The 5,081-nt window shown below is 65.0% G+C and carries 1 protein-coding gene and 1 pseudogene; both read left to right on the top strand.

The features are described 5' to 3' along the window. Window positions 1-220, top strand: a 220-nt coding sequence (locus LT948_RS32875; protein WP_034002903.1) for a phosphopantetheine-binding protein, incomplete at its 5' end; no start/stop codon positions are given. 99 nt (window positions 221-319) lie between these two features. Further along, window positions 320-5,081 (top strand): annotated as a pseudogene (locus tag LT948_RS32865) (amino acid adenylation domain-containing protein); the annotation flags it as partial.

The raw sequence follows: 5,081 nt of genomic DNA, 5'->3' as shown, positions 1-5,081 counted from the left end.
GCTCGACGACAACTTCTTCGAGCTTGGCGGCCACTCGTTGCTGGCGATCCAGGTGACTGCCCGGATGCAGAGCGAGGTCGGCGTGGAGCTGCCGCTGGCGGCGCTGTTCCAGACCGAGTCGCTGCAAGCCTATGCCGAGCTTGCCGCGGCGCAGACTTCCAGCAATGACACCGATTTCGATGACCTTCGTGAATTCATGAGCGAACTAGAGGCGATCTGACCCATGCTTTCCAATCCAAACCTGGACCTCGTGTCCCGCTTCGTTCGCCTGCCTCTGGCGCAGCAGAAATTGTTCTATCAGCGTGTCCAGGCCAAGGGCATGAGCTTCGCCCGCCTGCCGATCCCGCAGACTCGCCAGGAGATGGACAACCTGCCGCTGTCCTATGCCCAAGAGCGGCAGTGGTTCCTCTGGCAGCTGGAGCCGGAGAGTTCCGCCTACCACATTCCTACCGCCCTGCGCCTGCGCGGCAGGTTGGACATTGCGTCCTTGCAGCGCAGCTTCGCGGCGCTCGTCGAGCGGCACGAAAGCCTGCGCACGCGGATCGCGCGGATGGGTGATGAATGGGTGCAGGTCGTCTCCGCCGACGTCTCGCTGCCGCTCGAAGTCGAAGTGCAACGGGGACTCGACGAACAGCGATTGCTGGAGCGGGTCGAGGCGGAGATCGCACGACCCTTCGATCTCGAACAGGGACCGTTACTGCGGGTGACTTTGCTGGAGGTGGACGCCGACGAGCATGTGCTGGTCATGNCGGGGACTCGACGAACAGCGATTGCTGGAGCGGGTCGAGGCGGAGATCGCACGACCCTTCGATCTCGAACAGGGACCGTTACTGCGGGTGACTTTGCTGGAGGTGGACGCCGACGAGCATGTGCTGGTCATGGTCCAGCACCATATCGTCTCCGACGGTTGGTCGATGCAATTGATGGTCGAGGAACTGGTCCAGCTCTATGCCGCCTATAGCCAAGGGCTCGACGTGGGGTTGCCGGCCCTGCCGATCCAGTACGCGGACTACGCCCTGTGGCAGCGCAGCTGGATGGAGGCGGGGGAAAAGGAGCGCCAGTTGGCGTACTGGACCGGCCTGCTGGGCGGCGAGCAGCCGGTGATCGAGTTGCCCCTCGATCACCCGCGGCAGCCGCTGCGCAGCTATCGTGGAGCGCAATTGGACCTGGAGCTGGAGCCACACCTGGCCCTTGCCTTGAAACAGCTGGTTCAGCGCAAGGGTGTGACCATGTTCATGCTGTTGCTGGCTTCCTTCCAGGCGCTGTTGCATCGCTATAGCGGACAGGCGGATATCCGTGTCGGCGTGCCGATCGCCAACCGTAACCGGGTTGAAACCGAGCGGCTGATCGGTTTCTTCGTCAACACCCAGGTGCTCAAGGCCGACATCAATGGCCGGATGGGTTTCGACGAGTTGCTGGCCCAGGCCCGCCAGCGCGCGCTGGAGGCACAGGCGCACCAGGACCTGCCGTTCGAGCAACTGGTGGAGGCTTTGCAGCCGGAACGCAGCCTCGGCCACAACCCGTTGTTCCAGGTCATGTTCAATCACCAGGCCGACTCTCGTTCGGCCAACCAGGGCGTGCAACTGCCAGGCCTGTCGCTGGAGCGGATGGAGTGGCGGAGCAGCTCCGTGGCCTTCGACCTGACGCTGGACGTGCACGAGGCCGAGGACGGTATCTGGGCATCGTTCGGCTATGCCACGGATCTGTTCGAGGCCTCGACCGTCGAGCGCCTGGCTCGGCACTGGCAGAATCTCCTGCGCGGCATCGTGGCCGAACCGGGCCGGCCGGTCGCCGAGTTGCCGCTGTTGCTGGACGAGGAGCGCGATTGCCTGTTGCGGGCCTGGGCAGAGAACGCCGACGAGGGTGGGTTGCCGCCCCTGGTCCAGTTGCAGATCCAGGAGCAGGCCCGTCTGCGTCCGCAGGCGCAAGCACTGGCGCTGGAGGGGCAGGCCTTGAGCTACGCCGAGCTCAACGCCCGCGCCAATCGTCTGGCTCACTGCCTGATAGCGCGTGGCGTCGGTCCCGATGTGCTGGTGGGAATCGCCGTCGAGCGCTCGCTGGACATGGTGGTCGGTCTGCTGGCGATCCTCAAGGCCGGTGGTGCCTATGTGCCGCTGGACCCGACCTATCCGCAGGACCGTTTGCGTCACATGCTCGAGGACAGCGCCGTCGGCTTGTTGCTCAGCCAGGAGCATTTGCTGCCCGGGCTGCCTTTGCACGAAGGGCTGGAGGTGCTCTCCATCGACCGCCTGGAACGGGACGCGTCGGTGTCCACGGATGATCCGGTGGTGAACCTGCGGCCGGAGAACCTGGCCTATGTGATCTACACCTCCGGCTCCACCGGAAAACCCAAGGGCGTGGCCATCAGCCATGCGGCGCTTGCGCAGTTCTCGCGTATCGCCAGTGGTTATTCCGCGCTCACCCCGGAGGATCGGATATTGCAGTTCGCCACCCTGAGTTTCGACGGCTTCGTCGAACAGCTCTATCCGGCGCTGACCCGTGGTGCCTGCGTGGTCCTGCGTGGCGGCGACCTCTGGGATACCGGTGAGCTGTATCGGCAGATAGTCGAGCAGGGCGTGACCCTTGCCGACCTGCCCACGGCGTACTGGAACCTGTTCCTGCTCGATGCCCTGGCCGAGCCACGGCGTTCCTACGGTGCCTTGCGGCAGATCCACATCGGTGGCGAAGCCATGCCACTGGAGGGGCCGAAGCTCTGGCGGCAAGCCGGCATGGGCCGGGTGAGGTTGCTCAATACCTATGGACCGACCGAGGCCACGGTGGTGTCCAGCGTCTTCGATTGTTCCGCCGAGAACGCCCGGGTGGGCAATGCCAGTCCTATCGGCCAGGCGCTACCCGGCCGTACGTTGCTGGTGCTGGATGAACATCTCGGCCTACTGCCCGTAGGGGCGGTAGGCGAGCTTTATATCGCCAGCCGTGCCGGGCTGGCCCGTGCCTACCACGATCGGCCCGGCTTGACCGCCGAGCGCTTCTTGCCCGACCCCTTCGGCGAACCGGGCTCGAGGCTCTACCGGACCGGCGACCTGGCGCGCCGACGCGGTGACGGCGTGATCGAGTACATGGGGCGTGCCGACCATCAGGTGAAGATCCGCGGCTTCCGCATCGAGCTGGGGGAGGTCGAAGCCCGCCTCCTGGACTTGGAGGGAATACGCGAAGCGGCGGCTCTTGCGCTGGACGGTCAACTGGTGGCCTACCTGGTGGCTGAGGGGGGCGAGGACGAAACTCGCCAGCCGGCTTTGCGCGAGCGTATCCGCACAGCGCTACGGGCCTCGCTACCGGACTACATGGTGCCCTCGCACCTGCTGTTCCTCGAGCGGATGCCGCTCAGTCCAAATGGCAAGCTGGACCGTCGGGCGCTGCCGAAGCCGGATGCCGGCCTGATGCAACGCCACCACATGGCGCCGGCGAGCGCGCTGGAGAAAGACGTGGCCGCGATATGGGGCGAGTTGCTGGGCGTCGAACGGGTCGGCCTGACCGACAACTTTTTCGAATTGGGCGGACACTCGCTGCTGGCGACGCGCCTGGTCTCGCGGATTCGCCAGGATCTCGGTATCGAAGTCAGCCTGAAGAGCCTTTTCGAGCAGCCGGTCCTGCAGGGATTCGTCGAGAGCCTGGGCGAGAAACCGGCGGAGGTTCCGCCGATCATGCCCGTTACCCGCGAGCAGCCGCTGCCGTTGTCCTATGCACAGGAGCGCCAGTGGTTCCTCTGGCAATTGGAACCGGAGAGCGCGGCCTATCACATTCCCGCCGCCCTGCGCTTGCGCGGCGGCCTCGATGTCGTCGCGCTACAGCGCAGTTTCGAGCGCCTCGCACAGCGTCACGAGTCGTTGCGTACCCGCTTCCGCCAGGAAGGCCTGCGTACCGTTCAGGTGGTGGACGCCGATGGGCAGTTGCAGGTTTCCCGGCATAACCTGGCGAATGTCGATGACGCGTCGCTCAGGGCGGCAGTCGAAGCGGAGATGGCCAGGCCCTTCGACCTACGGACGGATGCGTTGCTGCGGATCAGTCTGTTCGAAGTGGCTCCGAATGACCATGTTCTGGTCATGGTCCAGCACCATATCGTCTCCGACGGTTGGTCGATGCAGTTGATGGTCGAAGAGCTGGTCCAGCTCTATGCCGCCTACAGCCAGGGGCGCGAAGCGGCCCTGCCGGCGCTGCCGATACAGTATCCGGACTATGCCGTCTGGCAGCGCGAATGGATGGAGGCCGGAGAGAGGGAGCGCCAGTTGGCGTACTGGATCGGCCTGCTGGGTGGCGAACAGCCGGTGCTGGAGCTGCCGTTCGATCGTCCCCGTCCTGCGGAGCAGAGCTTTCGCGGCGCGCGGCTGGAGTTCGAACTCGGCGCCGAGCGGGCCAGGCGGCTGAAGGCGCTTGCCCAACGGCAGGGTGCGAGTACCTTCATGTTGCTGCTGGCATCGTTCCAGGCGCTGCTGTATCGCTACAGCGGTCAGTCGGATATCCGTGTCGGCGTGCCGGTCGCCAATCGCAACCGGGTCGAAACCGAGCGACTGATCGGGTTCTTCGTCAACACCCAGGTGCTCAAGGCCGACATCGATGGGCAGATGGGGTTCGACCGATTGCTGCACCAGGTTCGCCAGCGCTCGCTGGAGGCGCAGGCGCACCAGGACTTGCCGTTCGAGCAACTGGTGGAAGCCTTGCAACCGGAGCGCAGTCTCAGCCACAGCCCGCTGTTCCAGGTGCTATTCAACTACCAGGCGGAGCGGGGCGAGCACGGCTTGCCGGAAGTCGCGGGACTGAGCATCGAAGAGCAGGCGTGGGAAAGCCATACGGCGCAGTTCGACCTGGTGCTGGATACCTGTGAGTCCGAGTCGGACATCTGGGCGGCGCTGGTCTATGCGACCGATCTATTCGATGCTTCGACCGCAGAGCGCCTGGTACGGCATTGGCAGAACCTGCTGGATGCGATCCTGGCGATGCCTGACGCTCGCCTGGGAGAGCTGGACATGCTCGACCGCGAGGAGCGCGAAGTCATCGGGCAGCTCTGGAACCGCAGCGACTCGGGCTATCCGGCAACGCCGCTGGTACACCAGCGAGTGGCCGAG

Origin of the sequence: Pseudomonas sp. CP-1, from assembly GCF_021213715.1 — a bacterium.
GTDB lineage: Bacteria > Pseudomonadota > Gammaproteobacteria > Pseudomonadales > Pseudomonadaceae > Pseudomonas > Pseudomonas aeruginosa.
The sequence above is the reverse complement of the archived record's forward strand: the minus strand, read 5'-3'. Positions and strand labels throughout refer to the sequence as shown.